The following is a 19,325-nucleotide window of genomic DNA, read 5'->3' on the forward strand; positions in this document are numbered from 1 at the left end:
TGCTGTTTTTTATTCACTGTTCGGGCGCTCCTCATTTGTTGTCATTGTACACACAATATGTTTTAGTTGATATTGCGTGCAAAAATATTTGGCGCAGACCTCGTACAAAACAGATAACGAAACCTATAAACAAACTTAGGAAAGAGGGTTTAGAGATCATGGAAATCAAGAAGAAGCTATTAGCCCTGGCTGTCAGCGCTACCCTGGCGAGTGCCAGTGTGCTGGCCGCTGATACTTCCGGTGGTACGCTGAAGGGGCAGATAGTCAGTTCCACCGGTGAAGCACTTGTGGGCGCAGAGATTACGGTTACCCATACGGGCAAGGGATTTACGCGAACCGTGACCAGTAACGCAAAGGGGGAATACAGCCTCCGCAATTTGCCGGTCGGTGAATATTCCCTGAGTTTCGAAAAAGAGGGCTATGGAAGCGCGAATGTGCCAGAGGTATTGGTGCGGGTAGGGCAGGCGGTTGTCTTTGATGGCACGCTCGCAGTACCTGGCGAGGTTCTAGAAGTGGTGGAAGTAACCGGGAGCATGCAGCGGCCTGTCGATACCGGTTCCTCCACTGCAGGTGTGGTAATCACCCAGGAAAAGCTGGAATTGCTGCCGGTGAATACTGGCTTCGAGGCCATGGCGCAGCTGGCTCCGGGTGTGGTAATACCCGGTGGTAGCAGCTTCAACGGGGCTTCCAGCTTCGGTGGCGCCTCGTCTGCGGAAAACGGCTACTACCTGAATGGTTTGAATGTTTCCAACATCAAAACCGGTCTCGGCTCCATTGCACTGCCATGGGAGGCAATCAGCCAGACACAGGTGAAGACCGGTGCAATCGACCCGGAATTCGGCGGTGCATTGGGCGGGATCATCAATGCCGTATCCAGATCCGGCAACAATGAATTCAATTTCGGTTCGCAGCTGCGCATGGATCCGGATTCGCTCCGCAGTCAGCATGACTCCGTAACTAACGCAGCCGGTGCCTACTCGATCAATACGCGCCAAAGCGCTATGGATTTCCAGGAGGCGCAAGTGTGGGCCAGCGGCCCTATCGTGCAGGACAAGGCCTTTTTCTATGCCCTGTATAGCCCACGTAAAACAGACGACACCTGGGCGAGCGGCTCAAGCTATTACGATCGTACCCGGGAGGAAGATCGCTGGTTGGTGAAGCTGGACTGGTTCATCAATGATGACCACGCGATTGATTTTACCGCGATCAATAACGAGGAAAACGGGGAATACCACAGCTTCGCCTATGATCCGGAAGAAAATCAGGTTGGCAGCGGCCTGGGGCGCACGAAAAGCCGTGAAGGTGGGCAGGTATACGGCGCACACTATAACGGACGCCTCAGCGACGACCTGATACTCGATGTTACCGCTGGGCGTACCCAGGAAACGATTTACAACTCCGCGCTCAATAACCTGCCTTCCGTGTACGACTGTCGCGCAACCTGTGTCAGCTTCAGTAATCACAGTGACTCGACCATTTACGATGAAGATTACGTACGTGATCAGGTAAGGCTCGACCTGAGCTACGACTTGCTGGATCACGCGATCAAAGTCGGGGTGGATTACAGCAGTGTGGATGTGTTCTATCAGGAAAACCAGAACGGGGAGGGCGACGCTCGCGGTTGGTGGCAACAACGTCTGGCGACGGTAAACGATCCATCACTGCAGCCTGAAGGCACCAATCTCGTTCAGCGCAGAATTCGCGTGCGTGGTACCGATTCCACAGTATCTGCAACAGCGCTGTACCTGCAGGATTCCTGGTCGGTCACCGATGACTTCACCTTGAATCTCGGTGCACGCTATGAGCAATTCGAAAATACCGTAACCGGCGGTGAAGCGTTTGTAGAAAACGACGGTATCTCTCCGCGTATTCAGGCGATCTGGGATTTCAATGGGGATGGCAACAGTAAGGCGTTTGCGACTTTTGGTCGTTACTACCAGCCGGTATCTGCCAACATGAATATCACTCAGGGTTCCTATTCTCGGGAAACGTTTGATTACTATGCCCCAGGCGAAATGGACGCCAATAAACGTGTGCTGTTGAATGAAGACGGCTCTCCCAGCCGCGGTGCGCTGCTCCATAGCTGGGTGCGCCAGCAGGGTATTGTAGAGCCGGAGCTGATCGCCAGTGGAAATCTCGAAGGCATGTATGCCGACGAATTTACGCTGGGTATGGAAACCCTGGTACTGGATGGCATGGTGCTGGGCGTTCGCGGTGTTTACCGGGATCTTAAACGCTCGGTGGAAGACGCCGATATCGGCCCGGTACTCAGCAATTACCTGGAAGCGAATGGGATTGAAGACAACGTTGGGCAGAGCAGCTATTACGTACTGTTAAACCCGGGTGAGGATGTCAACATCCGTTACGACTTTGACGGCGATGGTGAGCTGGATAGCGTAAACCTTTCCGCTGAGGAGCTGGCGTTACCGAAGGCTTCACGTCGCTATCTCGCGTTGGAAACGTCTCTCCGCGGTCAGTATACCGAGCGCTTGTTCCTGGATGCTTCCTACACCTGGTCCCACAGCTACGGTAACACCGAGGGCCTGGTACGTACGGACAACAATCAGGCGGATCCCGGTTGGACAACCTCCTACGACTACGCTGACTTGATGGACCACAGTTATGGTGATTTGCCCAACGATCACCGCCACGCCTTCAAGTTGAACGGCTATTACGACCTGACCGATGACCTGACCTTTGGTTTTGTTACCTCTGTGGTATCCGGGCGCCCGCAAAACTACTTCAGTATCCATCCGGTGGGTGTAGACAGCTGTGCCGAGGGTAGTCCCTGGAGCGACTGTATTAGCCAGTACTACGGTGAGGTCTCTTTCTACGACGAGAATGGCAATCCCGCACCGCGTGGCTCCGCCGGCAACTTGCCCTGGAGCAAACAGTTGGATCTGTCACTGGCCTATCGCATGCCGCTGCTGGATGGTGACCTGCTGTTGAAGGGCACCATCTACAACGCTCTGAATGACGATGCCGCGCTGGATGTGAATGAAATCCGCTCGGTTCAGGGTACCAATGGCCTGATCACCAACCCGGATTATGGTCTGACAGAAATGCGAAGCCGCGCACGCTACTTCAGCCTGGTTGCTCGCTACGACTTCTAGACCTGACCTTGCTACCCGTAAGGCAAATAAAAATCCCGGCCACAAGCCGGGATTTTTTTGTCTCGAATAAAGGTATTGAAATAAATCGCTATCGAAGTTTGCTGCCCAAAAAAAAGCGCCGCAGAGCGGCGCCGTAAGCAGAGAGGTACAACATTCTCCGACAATCCCCTTTGGGGCAAGGTCCTGTGAGTACAGGGTGACTAGGAGTCGACTCTTGAAGGTGATTTGATCTTTCCTGTGATTTCCCGGGTTCAGAACTTGATGCTGGCACCTGCGTAGAGGTAGCGACCAAGCAAGGAATAGTTCGCGGATCCGTAGGAGGTAGAGGGATGATCCGTCCAGGTTTCATCGGTGAAGTTGTTCAGGCCCAGGTAGAGCTGGGTGGACTTTGTTACCTGGTAACCGGACCAGAGGTTGAAGTACAGGGAGTCTTCGACGACGCTGCTTTCGTAACGTTCACTGCGACCGTCCAGATCAATCGGGCCACCCTGGGTGTACTTGCTGGTGAGGCGCAGGGACAGGTCATCGATGTAATACGTAGTCGTGAAATCGGCTTTCCATTCGGGAGTGCCAAATTCGCCAACGTAGTCCGTTGTTTCCAGCTCACCGGTGAGGTTGTTGGTGGAGGTGTAGGAGCTTTCCAGCTGGCGGTTGGCTACCAGGTTGAAATGCAGATCACCGGGTAGACCCAGGGTATCTTCCAGATTGAAGCGGTAGTCGGCTTCAATATCGATACCGGTGCGACGCGCGCCGTCAGCATTGATGAAGGTGTCGCGCACCGACTCTACATCACCGTTCGCCAGTCGGGTTACCTGGGTACAGAAGTCATTGTTGATGCTCTCGGAATCGACACACAAGGCAAGCGTGTTACTGGCCCCGAAGCGTACGATCATATCGGTGAGGTCGATATCGTAGTAGTCGATGGAAAATTTCAGGTCCTCAGCGAAGGAGGGCGTGAACACGAACCCTGCGGTAAAGGTAGTGGCATCTTCTTCACGCAGTGCATCGTTACCTTCGGAGATTACCTGGCCGCGCTGTCCTTTCAGGTTGGAATCCCAGTTTTCCTGGATGCCGAGCGCTGTGCAGTTTGCTTTGCGCCGCCCGTCGTCCGGACCACCATCGATTTGATCGGCATCACAGGGGTCTGTCAGATCGGAATAGCCGATGCTGGTACCCAGGAACATTTCCCCCAATTGTGGTGCACGCACAGCGAGGGAGTAGACGCTGCGGAATCGTACGCTGTCATTCAGCGCCCAGTTCAGGCCGGCTTTCCAACTGGTGAAGTTGGCAGCCTCGGTGGAGTACTCGGCGGCGCGCACGGCGGTTTCAAACTCCAGTGACTCCATCAGAGGAAGGTCTGCCAGCAGCGGTACCAGCAGCTCGCTATATACCTCGTGAACGGTGCGACTCTTGTCGTCAATGGGGGTTTGTTGCGAGCTGAGCAGACCGGACTGCCACAGTTCGGAAGGTTGGTAGTCGAGGTTTTCGTAACGGGACTCAAAGCCCGTGCCGAATTTCACCATTCCGGCAGGCAATGCGAACAGATCGCCGGTTATGTTTGCGGCGAAGGCGTGTTGCACGACTTGAGTGTTGGTGTCGTGGTTGGTCATGACATAGTCATTGACCGCCTGGGAGGCCTGTGTAAGTGGAGAAAATTCCGGGCAATTACCCGCTACAGCACAGGGGCCGATCAGGGTAAAGGTGCTGGTGTCGATGCGGTCGTAGCGGAGGTTGTTGCCCTGGGTGAGTTGGGTATCGGTGTAACCACTGTTGATATAGGTATCCCAGTACCAGCCGTTATCGAATTCGCCCTCCAGAGTGGCGCTTAGCGCGAGGTACTCGCGGTCGTTCGTGTGCCAGCGAGGGCCGGCACTCGCAAAGGTGTAGGGGATTTGCAGCCAGTTGTCTTCGTAGTCGGTTAGAAGTTGCTGCACGGAATTGGGAACCGTGATACCGCTGGCTTCAAGGCCTTCCTGTGTTACCCAGGTGCCCCAGATAAAGTCCGGGTCAATTTCGTCGTAGGACTTGGTGTTGGAATACATCAGGTCCGCCGACAATCGGGTGCGGTCGGTAATTTCATAGGTCACGCGGCTGTAGCCGTTCAATCGCTCGAACGGACTGCGTGCGAAGTTATAGGCATTGGGGTCAAACCCGCTGCCATCGGTCGCCATCCAGCCTTGTGAGAGTGCCGATGCCGGGGTTCTCAAGCGGACAGTGTCACCGTCAATACCATACCAGTCGAGATCCCCGTATTCATTGTTCCACATGCCGAAGACGTTGCCGGCGATGTTGAAATCCGGGTAGGTGATGTTGTTGTGGATGATGAAATCCGGGATGCCATCTTCCGGGCCGGTATTTTTGGGGTTGGGTATATAGCGTGTGCGGCCAGCAGCATTGTCGCGGTCGCGAAACAGCAGTGGTTTTTGTTCGAAGTAGTCCAGGGAGAAGGCCACGTTGCCGCGGTTGTCGGCAAAGTTTTCACCAAAGGTGAACGTCAATCCGCCGGTTTCGCCACCACCTTCTTCCGATGTGCCCAGTTGCGAGCGAATGGACACGCCCTCGTAATTGTCTTTCAGGATGAAGTTCACCACCCCGGCAACAGCGTCTGCGCCGTATACCGCGGAGGCGCCTCCGGTGAGTACCTCAACACGCTCTACCAGTTCACTGGGGATCATGCCGATCTCCGTCACCATCGTATTGCTGTCGGTGGTGATCTGGACCGGACGATGTCCATTGACCAGGGAAAGGGTGCGAATTACGCCCATGTCCCGCATGTCCAGTGCATTCAGTCCCGAGTTACCAAAGGAGTAGCTGCCAGAGGTGGAATCATAGCCGGCACCAAACTGCGGCATGGTGGACAGGACCTCGTTGAGGTTCAGTTCCCCGGTCATTTTGATGGACTCTTTGTCGATCACTGAGGTGGGGGAGGGGCTGTCGAAGGTGCTGCGTTGGATACGTGAGCCGGTAACAATCACTTCTTCAAGGCTTGCATCACCCAGCGCGTTATCCTGAGTTTGAGCCTGTGCCAGTCCACCGTGACCAGCGGCGGCAGCAATAGTGAGAGCCAGTAACTTCTTTGATGTCTGCATCGTGATTTACCCGATTATTGTTATGTTCAACTTTTATTTACTTGGTACACAAGATCAAATTAAGGCTAACCAATAATTACTTTGTGTGCAATAGCTGTAAATAGCTCATGTGCAAAATACGCAGGGTGGGTAAGGCAATAGCAGTAGGGAAGGCGTGAGCAGTTGGGAGAGCGTGCGCAGTTGGGAGAGCGTGCGCAGTTGGAAAGGCGTGCGCAGATGGGAAGGCGTTCGAATATCCCGGGACCTTCAGGTCCCGGGAAGTACGCTAGGGCAGTAAAGCTTTACGGCCTCAGCTGTGGTGGCGGTGCTGAGGTGTTTCGGGAAGATCAGCGGGTTGCAGGTAATCCCGGTAGAGATAGCGGTAAAGCTTGCGGGGCAGCTTCTCCTCTGTGGGAGTAGACAGTTCCGATGGTGTCAGTTGGCCGAGCCAGGCAAAAAATTCACTTTGCCACTGCCCTGAATATTGATCGAGTTGCTTGCGATAACCGTCGAAATCATTTTTGCGCAGGTAGCTGGCCAGTGTAGCGAGACTGTCTGGGTCCTGTTGATACAGGAATTGGATGGCCAGGTAGCTCCATGAATACACCCGTGCTCCACCGTCGTCATAGGTGGTCGCGAAAATCTGTTCCAGCGTTGGGTATTCCGAAGGGCGGGTATTGTGGAGGTCGCGTTCCGCACTGTCGTAGTGCTGTCCCTGGGCAATGTAATTGGCGAGCCCCTCGGACCACCACACCATATGACTGGGAAAATGCCCGAAGCCACCCCACTTGTTAAAGCGGCCGTCCAGATAGTGCACATATTCGTGCTCCAGGTTCCAGATACTGAAATCGGGATTCATCCAGAAGGCTTCAAAGGCAATAAACCGTGCCTGGTTACCTTTTTCGCCCGGGTCGCCTTCCAGGAACATGCCTCCGTTGTTGGTGTTGATATCAAACAGCAGGGCCGCGTACTCGTTGTACTGGCTGTAGTTATCAAAAACCACGACTTCCAGGCGATCGTTATGGTCCTGATCCACGGGCTTGTGATCGCTTTGCAACTTGTGGTGAAAGTCCCCCTCCTGGGCAAGCAGGGTTTCGCAGGCCGCAGCCAGTGCAGGATTGCTGATGCTATTCGCGCGGATAAGCAGGGTGGGTGAACAACTGTGCTGGATCGGCAGTGCCTGCTCTTCCGTGGGGTAATGGCAGCGCCCCGGAAACTCGTCGTCACAGGCACTTTTTCCACGAAAGGAGGTAACCAGATAGGGCCGGGTATAGAGCTTGCGCTGATCCTCTGTTGTGAGAAATGGAAGGTCTTTCGACAGCAGTCGCCATACGGTTTCATCCAGCGCTGTGCGATTTTCGTCTTCGTCAACAATGACCTGAAGGTTGCCTAAAGCCCAGAGAGCATGCTGTAGGCGCCAGAGACCGATTTCGGCAGCGTCCGGTGTCGCTTGCGCGTTGCGGATAAGAACCTCGGTGGATGGCGTGTTGGCAAGCAGCGCCTGTTTGACGAGCGGTTTGCTTCGCGCCTCGTAGGCGAGAAACCCGATGCTCCGGTAGGTCTCCCAGAGGGTGTAGCGCTCCTGTGCACTTTGCGGGCTTTTTGTTTTAGGGGCGTTCAGCGCGTATCGGTTAAGGAGGGCGTATACCGTGTCGAGATGCGGCGCTAGCCGGGCCGAGAGTGGCGCGCGGTTGTAGTAGCGGTAGAGGGTAACCGCGAAATGCTCTTGTAACCGCGCCCCCTGATCATTTTGCTGAACAAATAATTGATGCTGACGCAGTTGGGTCAGAGTTTTATCCAGGGTGAACCACTGTAAATCATCAATACTCTCCAGGGGCCCGAAGTAACTGTAGGCGCGCAGATAATAGAGTAGTGCGTCCAGGTCATCAAAATTCGCCGTCGAATCTGCAGAAAGCTGATCGAGTTGCGCCAGTGCAGCGGTGAACTGATGAGTTTGATGGAGATCGCCGGTTGACCAGAGTTCGGTATCCGGGCTCTTCAATTGTGTTGTTAATCGATTGGTGCTGGTTTGGTCACACCCGGAAGTCAGGGCCAGCAGTACGATGGCGGCTGTCGTCCACAGTCGCAATGCACGGGATGGGGGTCGATGGTGTTTCAGCATTCGCTTAGCTCCTTTTTGTTATTGTATGCACAATAACAAAGTGTGGGGGCGGCGAATAGAGAGAAGTGGTTCTTTCGTGGTGGCGCAAGACAAAAAATCCCGGCCTTCAGGGCCGGGATAAAATGAATCAAGACAATAAAGGATGGCCAGCGATCAATTGGCAATCAGCTGAATACCGGCGCCGCTAAAGCCTTCGCTGGTGAGCACCGAGAAGTAATACCAGCCGCTGTCGGGACTGTTTATGGTAATCGACTCGTTGTTGTCGCTGTTGGTGGACCTTTGATCGTAGTCGCTGCTACTGGCCCAGGTTGCATCGTTGACATACAAGTCGCCATTACCTTCACCACCGAACAGTTTGATGGTGAGGGAGCTCGTGCCTGCGGGGATGTAGGTATAGTAATAGTTGATGCTATTGCCATCCGTAATACAGGTACTGGTATTCAGCTCCAGGTTTCCGTAACCGACGGGAGTACCGCTACACGCTTGTGTCGCTGCCTCGGTAAAGCTTGCGAGCAGGTTTACCCCGGAAAACGCGGAATAGGCTTTTAACCGGATGTACCAGCGGCCGGCTTGCGGGCTGGCGATATCGCACACTTCCGTATTGCCACCAATGTAGGGGCGACAATCGTAGCTGTTGTCGGTGGGTTCGCTGCCGTGGCGTACATAGAGGTCCGCATCGCCGGTGCCGCCACTGATGGCAATACTCAGGCTCTCGGCATTGGCGGGAACGTCAATGTAGTAGAGGGTATCTTCGCCTTGAGTGGCGACGGAAATGCCGGTGATTTCCTGATTGTTGACAATGGGGGAGGGGGTGTCGCTTCCGGTATCGCCGCCATCGTCGCCGCCGCCATTGTCACCACCGTCATCACCGCCGTCATCACCACCATTGTCACCGTCAGTGGTGCTTTCGACCTGCTGTAGCCAGGTTTGCCACTCACTGTCGTAGCTGGTGCCGATATTGTTTACGTAGTTCAGGTAGGCATCGTAGTTGCCCGCGCGGAGGTAGCTGAGCAGCTGGATCACGTCGTTGTGGTGTTTTTCAAACATGAAACGCACGGCGAGGTAACCCCAGCGGTAGACTCGATCCTGACCACTGCTGTAGGTATTCCCGAAAATTTCACTCAGGTTATAGGTGCCGCTGCGACCAAGGTCTACCGCAGAGTCGTTGTAGTCTTTCTTGGACACATATTCGGCCAGACCCTCGATCCACCAGACGATTTTGTGGCTGCCGGTTTGTGCATCGCCAAAACCACCATAGAGATTGAAGCGTCCATCCAGATAGTGGACATATTCGTGGGTCAGGTTCCAGACTTCAAAATCCGGACGCAGCCAGTCGGCTTCATGGGCAATAAAGCGTGCCTGATTGCCTTCCGTGGCGGGGTCGCCTTCCAGGTACATGCCGCCGTTATTGGTGTTGATGCCATAGAACAGGGAGGCGTAGGTGTTGTACTCATCCCAATCGTCGAATACGACAACTTCAAGATCTGTATTCAGATCATCGGCGACCGGGTTGTAGTTGGTATTGAGCAACTGGTGGAAGTAGGTTTCCTGGTCGGCCAGTTGATCACAGGAATCCGCAAATTCCACCGTGCTCATATCCTGGGCGCGGATCTTCAGGCTGCTACTACAGGTGTAGTTATTGGCCAGTACCTGTTGCTGTAGGTCTTCTTCGAATCCGCAAATGTCAAAGTCTGCACAATCACCGTAGTAATCCGCATTGCCTGCTGCGGCGATCCAGACACCCTGACCGGTACCCATCATGCTGTAGCGGTCGAGAACCTGTTGGGTTTGCGCGACCACGGTATCGTAGGCCGGGCTGGTTGTGTGTTGCAGGAAGCGGGTCAATTCTCGGGCAGCATTTTCCTGCATGAACTGCGCTTCGGAATCCAGCATCCAGTCAGAGCGTGCGAAGTTACCCAGCAATTGCATCAATTGGGTATCGCTACCGGCTGTGCTCACAAAGGTACTGGAATAGTGACCGCGAAAGAGCACCGTGAAGATTCCGTTAACCGACGCGCGCATACTGCTGATGGCGGCCGCCTGCGCATTCCACCGCTGCAGCCACTCTTTGACCATGGGCAGATAGCGGGTGTTTTCTTCAGAGCTATCGATCAGGACAATGGCATCGATGGTGGCGCTACCGTTTGTACTCGACAATGCATAGAAGTCCGGGTTGGCGATAAACGTGTCGAGCGCTCCGACAACGGCGGACTGTACATTGCTGGAAAAGCTGACCTCATCCGGGTAGTAGTACTCGATGTAGTAACCGGTGCGGAGAAAGTAGAACAGCTTGTTGATACTGGCATCGCCATCGGCGGCGCTATAGTCTGCCGCCATTTGCTGTGCAGCATTGGCGACCGTGACCATCTTCTGGTTGGTAAAGCTGGCAAAACTCGTACTGTTGCCGTCGTACAGGTCGTTGATACAGCTACTTTCAGACTGGAGGATATGATCCACCAGCGCCTGGCCGCTGTATTGCGCATAACCTGTTGCATCGCATGTGGCCAGTGGCTCGACAGCCAGAAGCGAGAAGTTCTGGAGTTGTAAGGTGGCGACTTGAGGTGTTGCCTGCTGCAACTGCTCTGGGTTGTATCTGGGCTCTACCGGGGCGCTGATCGTGAAATCGGAAGCCGTACTGGTAGTTGGCGTGGCCGGCATCGGCGCTGCATGAGCCTGGAGTGCTGCCCCGAGCAGCGTTGCTGCAAGCCCCGTCAGTAGTCCGTGTATGGACAGGGTTATGTGATTATTTTTCATGTTCTCTCTTTCTTTATAAGGATTTATAGCGGTGCGACAGTTGCGAAAGTGGCCAACTGCCCCACAGGTCATCAGATGGATAACGTCATAGCGGGCCCTTTTGTTATTGTGCGTGCAAAAACATACCATTGCGCCCAGAGTTTTTTTTGGTCCTGGCGCACACTTTTGGCGGGCATTGGCGGACAAAGCTTCCCGGTGGGACGGGCAGCGTATGAAGGAAGAAAAGTCGTTCAAAAAAAGATCAGGTGATCTGAGCTATAAGCGCTAAATTTAAGAAGGGCGGAAGAGGCTGGGATCCAGCTTTTTGGTCGCACCGGCGGGAAATTGTGCTATTGGCGCAGGTTTCTCCTATCAATTAGGCGCGGAGTCCCTTGTCGAATTTGGGAAATCCTTTTCCATTCCGGGGGAATTGCCTATCATTCATGAATGAATAGTCAATTTCAGTCTCCAAATTCACGGACAGCTAAGGTCGGAAGTATGGATAAGGCAAAAGAGAAGGTTCAGCGGTTCCGCGCACGGGAGCAGCGTATCCTGGATGCGGCGTTGGAGCTGTTGCTTGAGCATGGTGAAGAAAAGGTCACTGTGGAGCAGATCGCCGAGCGCGTTGATATCGGCAAGGGCACCATCTACAAGCATTTCATCTCTAAAACAGAGATTTATATGCGGCTACTGATGGACTACGAGAAGTCCCTGACTGAACGCCTCAAGAGTGCCGTGGCGACTGCGGAGCAGGGCGATATTACCGCGCCCGCCCGGGCCTACTTCGAGTCGCGAATGGCGGATCCGGCGCGTGATCGCCTGTTCCAACGCCTGGAAGAGAAGGTCATTGCCCTGAATCTTGCCCCGGAGATGATCGCCGAGCTACACGCCCTGCGGAACTCCAACGCTTCGGCGCTAAACCGTGTTTTTGAGCGCCGGATGGAACAGGGGGTGCTGAAGAAAGTGCCCGCCTATTACTACTACTCCACCTACTGGGCGCTGGTTCAGGGGGCCGTTGAGCTGTATCACTCCAAGTCCTTCTCGGATGTGATCGAGGATCGCGAGGGTCTGATGGAGTTCATTATGGATGTGGGCGTGCATATCGGCGATATGTCTGGCCGCCGCAGCAGTGGTGAACCGCAATCCTCGCAGGTCGCACAAACCCCTCCCAGTGCTTCGGGCGGTAGTTTTGGCTGAACCGCTCTTCAAGCAGCTTGAGAAGCTCCAGCAGGAATTTCCGGGCCTACCTCCGGTGGAGGCCTGGAACCCTGATCTCTGTGGTGATATGGACCTGGTCATTCAGGCCGATGGTCACTGGATCCACGAGGGTAGCGAAATCAAGCGCCTGCCTCTGGTGAAACTGTTTGCCAGTATCCTCAAGCGGGAAGGGCGCCACTATTATCTGGTGACTCCGGTCGAAAAGTGGCGTATCCGCGTTGAAGATGTTCCTTTTTTGATCACCCAGGCTGCCCGCGAAGGCGATCAAATCTTGCTCACCACTAATACCGGTGAGGTTGTATCTCTGGATAAAGATCACCCGCTGCTGCTCAAGCCATTTGGTGACCCTCCGCAACCCATACCCTATATTGATGTACGTCCAGGTTTGCAGGGGCGCATGTCGCGGGATGTTTACTATCAGCTAATAGACTGGGCAGAGCCAAGAGCGCCACAGGAGCCGCCAGCGCGATTGTGCCAGTTATGGCTGAAAAGTAATGGCGAAGAATTTTTGCTCGGTGAGTATTGAGGTTCCTGTTAGTTCCGCGCCACCTTCCTGTCTGTTTTTTGTCCCTTCGGGATGTCTTTGAAATATCCCTGAAACACTAAATAAATATATCTGTCATTAATATTTCACAATGAAATATTTTTGCATAAATTCTTCGAATTTCTTCTTCGCGTCTTTCATTCGTAACATTTTCGCAACACTCCATTCCTAGACTCCCCCTCGTCCAAATTGCTTTGGCATTTAAAAAAATAGTCACGGATTAATTTACTTCATCCTTGTTAGGGGGATTCATGAAACTTGTATCCAACAAGCTGCTGCTGGCAGCTGCGATTTCTGCTTTGCTGGCTGGTTGTGATAGCGGCGGTATCAATATTGCGCCTGAAACCAACGATAATTCCGTTGATAACTCCGTGACCAATCCGGACAACGGTGGCGATGATAGCAATAACCCTTGTGCCACCATGGCTGGCTCAGGCGTTCAGGGTTCCTACGACGGTACTCACTGTAGCTACGGCACTGATTTCGTATCTTCCGCCAACCCACTGGTTGAAGATCTGTATCTGCCGGCCCTGCCGAACGGCGGCGCGCACATTTTTTCTGGTAGCCTGTTTGTTGGTCAAAACTTTGACTCTGACGCCGACATGGCTGCCGCCGGTATCGCCAAGGGCGGTGACGGTGTGGCTCTGGAAATTCAGGCCGGCGCCACCGTAGCCTTCGAAGACAACTCCGCATTTATGGTCGTTAACCGCGGCTCTCAGCTGTTTGCTCGCGGTACTGAATCTGCCCCGATTACTTTTACTTCTGAGTCCGATGTTCGCGGCGCGGTAGGTCCTGAAGATGTTTCCCAGTGGGGCGGCATGGTCATCAACGGCTTCGGCGTAACCAACAAATGTGCCTACACCGGTAACCTGGATGCGGGCACTCTGGCGCTGGATGGCGAATGCCACATTCTGGCGGAAGGCGCTGCCGGCGACGACCAGTCCAACTACGGCGGCGCCAACAACGAAGATAGCTCTGGTGAAATGACTTACGTTCGCGTCAAGCACACCGGTGCTCAGGTTGCCAACGGCGACGAGTTGAACGGCATTGCGTTTGACGCCGTAGGTAGCGGCACTGTGGTTAAAAACCTGCAGGCTTACTCCACATACGACGACGGTATCGAGTTCTTCGGCGGTGCTGTAAGCATTGAGAACTACGTGGCGCTGTACGTGCGCGACGACTCCATCGACATTGATGAAGGCTACCGCGGCACCATCACCAATGCGTTGGTAATCCAGAGCGAAACCGACGGCAACCACTGTATTGAATCCGACGGTATTGGTTCTTACAAAGACGGTGAAGCGCGCAACGCCGACCTGATTGCCAAAGGCATCAACAGCCGTCCGGTAATCGACGGTCTGACCTGCATCGTGTCTCCACAGTCTGAAGGTACTCACGATCCGGGTGCAGGCTGGCGCTTCCGTGAGGGTATCTACCCGACCATTACCAATTCTCTGGTTGTCGCTTCCTTTAAAGCGGACGAAAACGGTGTTGAAGGCAGCAACTACTGCCTGCGTGTAGAAAGCGCCGAGACGGTCGCCGCTCTGGAAGCCGATGAAGCCTTCATCACCTCCAACATCTTCGCCTGTGAAGACAAGACCAAAGGTGACATGGCCGACCTGGAAGCCTGGGCAGAAGCCAATGGCAACCAGTTCGCTGATGCGGCGGTAAACCCGACTGCCAGCATCGCTACCCAGCTGCAGTTGCTGGAAGGTACTCCGGCCATCTTCTCCATCAACGGCATGATCGTTGACGACGCCGCTACCACTGTAAGCCCGGTAGAGCGCGCTTACCTGGGTGCGCTGTCTCAGGGTGGCAGCGACTGGACCCAAGGTTGGACCTATGGTCTGCACCAGGGCAGCCGTGCCAAGCCGCTGTGGTTTGAATAAGCCGTAAAAGATTAGGGCTTATGCCCTGATCTACAGGGCGCCGCTTTCAAAACGGGAGCCGGCGCCCTGTTTGCTTCTACCACAGTAAATAACAGGAAAACTGAGGCCTGGAAAATGAAGAACGCAAAATTTCAGAGAGCGCCGCTGGTACTGGCTATCGCCACGGCCTCAGCTTTTGCTCCGCAACTTTGGGCGCAAGAGATTGCCACCGACGAAATGGCGGCGCAGCAAGCGAAGCAATTAGAAGAAGTGATGGTGCAAGGTCGCCTGCAGGACTCTGCCGAGTCTCTGGTATTCGAGCGCCTGGAAGAAGAAGTGGTCACAGATATTCTCGGTTCCGAAATGATCGGCCGAGTAGGGGACTCCAACGTGGCCGCCGCACTGCGTCGTGTGTCCGGTCTGTCCCTAGTGAACGATAAGTTTGTATACGTGCGCGGTCTTGGTGAGCGCTATTCAAGCACCACCCTGAACGGTGCTACTGTGCCGTCCCCGGATTTGACCCGCAACGTTGTGCCGTTGGACGTGTTTCCAACCTCGGTGGTGGATTCACTTGCGGTACAGAAAAGTTATTCGGCAGACAAGGCCGCTACCTTCGGTGGTGGTAACGTCGACATTCGTACGAAATCCATCCCCGATGACCTGACCTATTTCGTGGAGCTCGGGACCGGTAGCAACACTGAAACCAGTGGTGGTGTACTGAGCTATCAGGGTGGCGGTGACGACAACCTCGGAACTGACGATGGCACCCGCGCAATGCCAGAAGGCATTGCCTCTGCGCTGCAGCGCTTCAAGGGCGATATCAGTGTCGGCAACATCCGCAAAACACTGGTGCAGGAAGGCCAGCAGTTCGCCAGCGACGCCGCGGCGACTGCCGCTGCTCAGGCGTTGAACCGCGAATTGGCTCTGAACCTGAACCGCGATATCAGCATCGAGGAAGATACCGTTGACCCGCAGTACGATGCCAAAGGTGCGGTGGGTAATCGTTTCTACCTGAACGACAACTGGGAAATCGGTTTCCTGGCAGGTGCATCCTACAAGAGCCGCTGGAACGAAAGCACGCGCTTCGCGCGGGATTACGGCCAGCCGGAAGAGCAGATTGATACCAAGAAAGAATCTACCTACTCCGTAGATGCCAGCGGCAACTTGAATCTGGGTATCCGCTTTGCCGACGAGCACAGCATTTCTACCACCAGCCTGTTCCTTCGCAATACCGACGACGAGACTTCCATTCGGGATTACTTCGACGAAAACCGCCAGCTTTCCGATGGCCGCGGCAATCGTGAATACTCCCTGAAGTTTGAAGAGCGTGAAATGCGTGTAAACCAGGTCAATGGTGAGCACTCCATTGGCCCTGAAACCAAGGCGCTGATTCCCGGTGGCCTGCTGAACTGGGCGCCGGAAGAGTTGACGGTCGACTGGTTCTACTCGGATGCGGTGGCGACCACGGATATCCCCAGTGAAGTGAATGTGTACGCCGATACGATTACCGACCCGAATACTGGGCACACTCGCAGCTCCAGCGTCAGTGTGGGTACCAAAAGTGCGGATTATCGTTTTACCGAACTGGAAGACAATGTCATCAACTACGGTTGGTCCGCGACCCTGCCGGTGGAATTTACGAGCTCCAGGCTCGAGCTGATTGGTGGCTTTGCCCGTACCGAGAAAGGTCGTACCTATAAACAGACCCAGCTGCGCCTCGACGCCTTTGACGTTGCCGATTCTGGATCCATGGCCGGTGACCTCGGTGATGTATTTGGTGATGAGAACATTACCAATCCGGACAACAACTTCGTCTTCGACCGCGTGGGTGCCAATACCAACAAGCAAAGTTATATTGCGGCAACCCTCACCGAAGCAGCTTTTGGTAAGGTGGACTGGACTCTGAATGAGACCTGGCGCGCATCCGCTGGTGCCCGTTGGGAAGAGTACAATCAGGTCGCGCTCGACTGGAACCCCTACGGTTATACCGTCGACAATCCGCAGATTGCCACCGACGAAGAATCCCTCGCAGAAGCAACTTACGTTGATGACGCTGTGTATCCGTCTTTGTCTTTGACGTATATGGGGGCTTTCTGGGCGGAAACCTTCCAGCTGCGCTTCGGTGCCAGTAAGACGGCTGTTCGCCCTGACCTGCGTGAAATTACCGATGCTATCTACATTGATCCCATCACTGATGAGCAGATCAAGGGTAATCCGAATGCGCGTCCTTCCGAGATTACCAACTTCGACATCCGTGCCGAGTGGTTCTTCGACGAGGGCGACAGCCTGACGCTTTCCGCCTACTACAAGGATATCGTTGACCCGATCGAATTCTTCGAAGCGGGTTCCAGTGATACCAACGTGGCTCGTGAAATCATCAATGCAGAATCTGGTGAAATCACCGGTATGGAAATCGAAGGCCTGAAAAACCTGGGCTTCATGGGATCCTTCATGGAGAGCTTTTTCCTGCAGGGTAACGTAACCGTTCAGGAAACCGAGCTGGTAGCCGGTATCGAAGCGGACGCGCCGACCAATCCGGTGCGTGAGATGACCGGTGCTTCCGAGTATGTGGTAAACGGCATGCTGGGCTTTGATTCTCCCGATGGCATGCACTCTGCAACACTGGGTTACAACGTTTTCGGCGATCGCCTCTACCTGGCTGGCCGTAACGGTGCCCCGGACGCCTTCGAGAAACCGTTTCACTCTCTGGATCTGACTTACTCCTGGTACCCGACTCAGGAAATTACGGTCAAGGCCAAGATGCAGAACATTCTGGATGAGGCGATCGAAATTGAGCGCTCTGGCGTAATCGTGTTTGAAGAGAAGCCGGGACAGACGTTTGCTCTGAGCGCGCAGTACCAGTTCTGATGCGACACGAAAACAAGATTCCTGGAAGCAAATAGCTAAACCAACACGGAATGCTTAATAAGCCGGACTCTAGCAATAGAGTCCGGCTTTTTTATTGGCGATAGTCGGGTACAAAAAAGGGCACCCTAGGGTGCCCTTAATACAAACGACTGGATTACATATTGGGGTAGTTAGGACCGCCGCCACCTTCCGGTGTGATCCAGACAATATTCTGGGTCGGATCCTTGATGTCGCAGGTTTTGCAGTGGACGCAGTTCTGCGCGTTGATCTGGAAGCGCTTGCTGTCGCCCTCATCGATGACTTCGTAGACACCGGCAGGGCAGTAACGCTGAGCCGGTTCATCGTAAATCGGCAGGTTGTGGTTCAGCGGAATATCCGCATCTTTTAGGGTCAGGTGGCAGGGCTGGTCTTCTTCGTGGTTGGTGTTGGAAATGAACACCGAAGACAGCTTATCAAAGCTCAAAACACCATCCGGTTTCGGATAGGCGATTTTTTTACAGTCCGCAGCCGGCTTCAGTTGTGCGTGGTCTGCTTTACTATCGCTCAGGGTCCAGGGCAGTTTGCCCTTGAACAGGTTGATGTCGATAAACGCATAGGCGGAGCCAAAGATATTGCCCCACTTGTGCTGGGCAGGGCCGAAATTGCGCTGCATGTGCAGTTCTTTCCAGGCCCAGCTGTTTTTGTAGCGCTCGCTGTAATCGCCCAGCTCGTCGTTGCCGCGCTCCGCTTTCAATGCCTCGGCCACAGACTCCGCCGCCAGCATGCCGGACTTCATTGCCGTGTGGTTGCCCTTGATCTTGGCAAAGTTGAGGGTGCCGGCATCATCGCCAATCAGCAGGCCGCCAGGGAAGGTCATCTTGGGCTGCGACTGCAGGCCACCTTTGACAATGGCGCGCGCGCCGTAGGCCACACGCTGGCCGCCTTCCAGGTACTGCTTGATTACCGGGTGGTGCTTGTAGCGCTGGAATTCGTCAAACGGGCTGACATGGGGGTTGCTGTAAGAAAGATCGGTGATCAGGCCTACGACAACCTGGTCGTCTTCGAGGTGGTACAGGAAGCCACCGCCCGCGCTACCGGATTCATCCAGCGGCCAGCCCGCGGTGTGTACCACCAGGCCCTGCTTATGCTTGGCGCTGTCAACTTTCCAGATTTCTTTGATGCCGATGCCATAGTGCTGCGGGTCGCGGTCGGCATCCAGGGAGAATTTGGCGATCAGCTGCTTGCCCAGGTGGCCGCGACAGCCTTCGGCAAACAGGGTGTATTTGGCATGGAGCTCCATGCCCGGCATAAAGGAATCTTTCTGTTCGCCATTGATGCCGACGCCCATATCGCCAGTGGCGATACCTTTTACGGAGCCGTCTTCGTTATAGAGGACTTCGGCAGCGGCAAAACCGGGGAAAATCTCCACTCCCAGGTTTTCTGCCTGCTCGGCAAGCCAGCGGCACAGGTTACCCAGGCTGATGATGTAGTTGCCCTCGTTATGCATGGTGCTGGGAACCAGCATGTTCGGGACTTTGAGTGCCTTTTCCGGGCCGCGCAGGACGTAGATGTCGTCACCGTTGACCGCGGTTTCCAGTGGGGCGCCGCGCTCTTTCCAGTCGGGGAAGAGTTCGTTCAGGGCGGTGGGTTCGAACACGGCACCTGAAAGAATATGCGCGCCCACTTCGGAGCCTTTCTCCACCACGCAGACGGAAATGTCTTCGTTGATCTGGCGCAGCTTGATCGCAGCGGCAAGTCCGGCAGGGCCCGCACCGACGATGACTACGTCGTATTCCATTGACTCGCGTTCCA

Annotated in this window: 9 protein-coding genes; 5 read left to right on the plus strand and 4 right to left on the minus strand. The window is 54.6% G+C overall.

Annotated features, from left to right (window positions below; genetic code table 11):
* Positions 1-158 precede the first annotated feature (158 nt).
* Positions 159-3,113: a TonB-dependent receptor gene (locus tag M0G74_RS05470; RefSeq protein ID WP_248215437.1), complete on the plus strand. Its 2,955-nt coding sequence runs from the start codon at positions 159-161 to the stop codon at positions 3,111-3,113.
* Between the two features lie 251 nt (positions 3,114-3,364).
* On the opposite strand, the gene M0G74_RS05475 is transcribed toward M0G74_RS05470, so the two are convergent.
* The 3 genes from M0G74_RS05475 to M0G74_RS05485 form a co-directional block, all read right to left on the minus strand.
* A complete protein-coding gene (locus M0G74_RS05475) occupies positions 3,365-6,202 on the minus strand; it encodes a TonB-dependent receptor (RefSeq protein ID WP_248215438.1) in 2,838 nt (945 codons plus the stop codon).
* 289 nt (positions 6,203-6,491) lie between these two features.
* Positions 6,492-8,303, minus strand: coding sequence for a collagenase (locus M0G74_RS05480; RefSeq protein ID WP_248215441.1), 1,812 nt, complete (start codon positions 8,301-8,303; stop codon positions 6,492-6,494).
* A 153-nt stretch (positions 8,304-8,456) separates the two neighbouring features.
* Positions 8,457-11,057, minus strand: a complete 2,601-nt coding sequence (locus tag M0G74_RS05485) for a M9 family metallopeptidase (protein ID WP_248215442.1) — start codon at positions 11,055-11,057, stop codon at positions 8,457-8,459.
* Between the two features lie 477 nt (positions 11,058-11,534).
* Here M0G74_RS05485 and M0G74_RS05490 point away from each other — a divergent pair, with 477 nt between their 5' ends.
* The 4 genes from M0G74_RS05490 to M0G74_RS05505 all read left to right on the plus strand — a co-directional run bounded on the left by M0G74_RS05490 (position 11,535) and on the right by M0G74_RS05505 (position 17,534).
* Positions 11,535-12,233: a TetR/AcrR family transcriptional regulator gene (locus tag M0G74_RS05490; protein ID WP_160153720.1), complete on the plus strand. Its 699-nt coding sequence runs from the start codon at positions 11,535-11,537 to the stop codon at positions 12,231-12,233.
* Complete coding sequence (locus tag M0G74_RS05495) at positions 12,226-12,780, plus strand: DUF1285 domain-containing protein (RefSeq protein ID WP_248215444.1); 555 nt, start codon at positions 12,226-12,228, stop codon at positions 12,778-12,780. The genes M0G74_RS05490 and M0G74_RS05495 overlap by 8 nt, the downstream gene beginning before the upstream one ends.
* A 269-nt stretch (positions 12,781-13,049) precedes the next feature.
* Entirely contained in the window at positions 13,050-14,687 is a 1,638-nt protein-coding gene (locus tag M0G74_RS05500) for a serine/threonine protein kinase (protein WP_248215446.1), read from the plus strand.
* Positions 14,688-14,801: 114 nt separating this feature from the next.
* Positions 14,802-17,534, plus strand: a complete 2,733-nt coding sequence (locus M0G74_RS05505; protein WP_248215452.1) for a TonB-dependent receptor — start codon at positions 14,802-14,804, stop codon at positions 17,532-17,534.
* A 154-nt stretch (positions 17,535-17,688) separates the two neighbouring features.
* On the opposite strand, the gene M0G74_RS05510 is transcribed toward M0G74_RS05505, so the two are convergent.
* Positions 17,689-19,311 (minus strand): electron transfer flavoprotein-ubiquinone oxidoreductase, encoded by a 1,623-nt coding sequence (locus tag M0G74_RS05510; protein ID WP_248216163.1) that lies wholly within the window; start codon positions 19,309-19,311, stop codon positions 17,689-17,691.
* Positions 19,312-19,325: the final 14 nt, after the last annotated feature.

The sequence above is a fragment of the Microbulbifer sp. CAU 1566 genome (assembly GCF_023156515.1).
In the GTDB taxonomy this organism is placed as follows: domain Bacteria; phylum Pseudomonadota; class Gammaproteobacteria; order Pseudomonadales; family Cellvibrionaceae; genus Microbulbifer.

Bases quoted from the DNA above. Each gene is read 5' to 3' on its own strand.
- M0G74_RS05500 (WP_248215446.1), top strand. From the start codon at position 13,050: ATGAAACTTGTATCCAACAAGCTGCTGCTGGCAGCTGCGATTTCTGCT.
- M0G74_RS05505 (WP_248215452.1), top strand. From the start codon at position 14,802: ATGAAGAACGCAAAATTTCAGAGAGCGCCGCTGGTACTGGCTATCGCC.
- M0G74_RS05510 (WP_248216163.1), bottom strand. From the start codon at position 19,311: ATGGAATACGACGTAGTCATCGTCGGTGCGGGCCCTGCCGGACTTGCC.
- M0G74_RS05470 (WP_248215437.1), top strand. From the start codon at position 159: ATGGAAATCAAGAAGAAGCTATTAGCCCTGGCTGTCAGCGCTACCCTG.
- M0G74_RS05480 (WP_248215441.1), bottom strand. From the start codon at position 8,303: ATGCTGAAACACCATCGACCCCCATCCCGTGCATTGCGACTGTGGACG.
- M0G74_RS05490 (WP_160153720.1), top strand. From the start codon at position 11,535: ATGGATAAGGCAAAAGAGAAGGTTCAGCGGTTCCGCGCACGGGAGCAG.
- M0G74_RS05485 (WP_248215442.1), bottom strand. From the start codon at position 11,057: ATGAAAAATAATCACATAACCCTGTCCATACACGGACTACTGACGGGG.
- M0G74_RS05475 (WP_248215438.1), bottom strand. From the start codon at position 6,202: ATGCAGACATCAAAGAAGTTACTGGCTCTCACTATTGCTGCCGCCGCT.